Raw genomic sequence first — 1,663 nt, 5'->3', positions numbered from 1 at the left:
CTTGATTTCTAGCGGTCGTGGAAACACCTGACATGGGTTAGGTGATTGTGTGGAGTCGAAATGGGTTCCGGATTCTGCTGTTGTGGCGCGGTTTGCGTCGTTGGTTCGGGCTGGTAGTTCAATACGGGCGGCTGCTGGGGTGGTTTGTTTACCAGAGTCGGTAGCTTATCGGCTGGCTGGTGAGTTGGACTTGCCGCGCAAGCGCCGCAGGCGTATTAGCTCGGCTGACAGTCAGGAAATAGCTCGCCTGTGGCTGGAAGGTGTGGCACCAATGGATATTGCGCGCCAGCTTTCTATAGGCTCTACTCCGGTATATCGAATCGGTATTGAGCTTGGTTTGTGGAAACGCAATCCGTACGGCCGCAAGGCTGCGGCAACAACTCGCCGGTGTAGTTATCTGCAACTGCGTGTAAATGCTTTAGGACGCAAAGATGCCGCTTTAGCCTGTGGCATTCATCCGCGTGATGCTGCTGATATAGACAAAGGCGTCATTAAGCTTTCCACCGGGCGTGTGCCTTTTGTCCCGGCTGGCCCGGATGTGGCGCTGTATAACAGGCTTATGCAGGTACTCGAGTACGTTGATGGTCGCCAAGCAGTTCCAGTCCAGGTTATTTCCCAACAGCGTATCGATAGGCGTATTTCTTCGCGCTATCTATCGGTAGAAGAGCGCGAGCTCATCTTTGATCTTGACCGGCAAGGCAAAGGTGTACGCGAGATAGCTCGGCGTCTTCAGCGCTCTGCTGGCACTATCAGCAAGGAACTTAAACGCAACCGGGATGAATTTGGGGTATATCTTCCCACGCATGCGCACCGTAAATCGGTGTTGCGTAGGTTTAGACCGAAAAAGCGCAAGATTGATGCCAATCCACGCTTGCGTGAGGTGGTTTGGGAAATGGTGAAAGACAGGTACTCGCCAGAGCAGATTTCTGGGAGGTTGCGCAGTCGCTACCCCGGTGATGAGACTATGTACGTGTGTCCTGAAACGATTTATCAATCTCTGTATTTCCAGGCTAAAGGCGAGTTGAAAAAAGAAATCGCTGCTGCACTGCGGCGCGGTCACGCCCAACGTCGACCTCGTGGCACGCGCAGTGCCCGCAAGCGGTTTGTTGACCCTATGGTGATGATTTCCGACCGGCCAGCAGAAGTAGACGACCGAGCAGTACCAGGTCATTGGGAAGGCGACCTCATCTTAGGCGCAGGTAATAAGTCTGCAATTGGTACGCTAGTAGAGCGAACCACGCGCTATGTCATCTTGCTGCATCTACCTCATGGGCATAATGCTACCGAAGTAAATGCAGCACTTACTAAAGCGATTGCTACCTTGCCAGACCATCTCAAAGGATCACTTACCTGGGATCAGGGAAGTGAAATGGCCTGCCATAAGGCCTTTTCTGTAGCTACAAACTGTCCCGTGTTCTTCTGCGATCCTGGTTCGCCGTGGCAGCGAGGCACCAATGAAAACACCAATGGACTACTAAGGCAGTACTTCCCTAAAGGAACAGACCTAAGCGTCCATAGTGCAGCCGACCTAGAATTCGTCGCCATGCAACTCAACCGCCGCCCCCGCAAAACCCTGGGCTTTCAAACACCAGCCGAGAAAATGGCCGCACTGATAAACTCAACCGAAACATAAGACGTGTTTCCACGACCACTAGAATCCGCC

General features: G+C 52.9%; 1 protein-coding gene. It reads left to right on the top strand.

Annotated features, from left to right (window positions below; all coding sequences use genetic code 11):
* Positions 1-271 precede the first annotated feature (271 nt).
* Positions 272-1,633 carry an IS30 family transposase gene (locus MHK09_RS11580; RefSeq protein ID WP_436232121.1) on the top strand — a complete coding sequence of 454 codons (1,362 nt, stop codon included), beginning with the start codon at positions 272-274 and terminating at the stop codon, positions 1,631-1,633.
* Positions 1,634-1,663 lie beyond the last annotated feature (30 nt).

This window comes from Corynebacterium tuberculostearicum, from assembly GCF_022347235.1.
Taxonomy (GTDB): Bacteria; Actinomycetota; Actinomycetes; order Mycobacteriales; family Mycobacteriaceae; genus Corynebacterium; species Corynebacterium tuberculostearicum_F.
The sequence above is the reverse complement of the archived record's forward strand: the minus strand, read 5'-3'. Positions and strand labels throughout refer to the sequence as shown.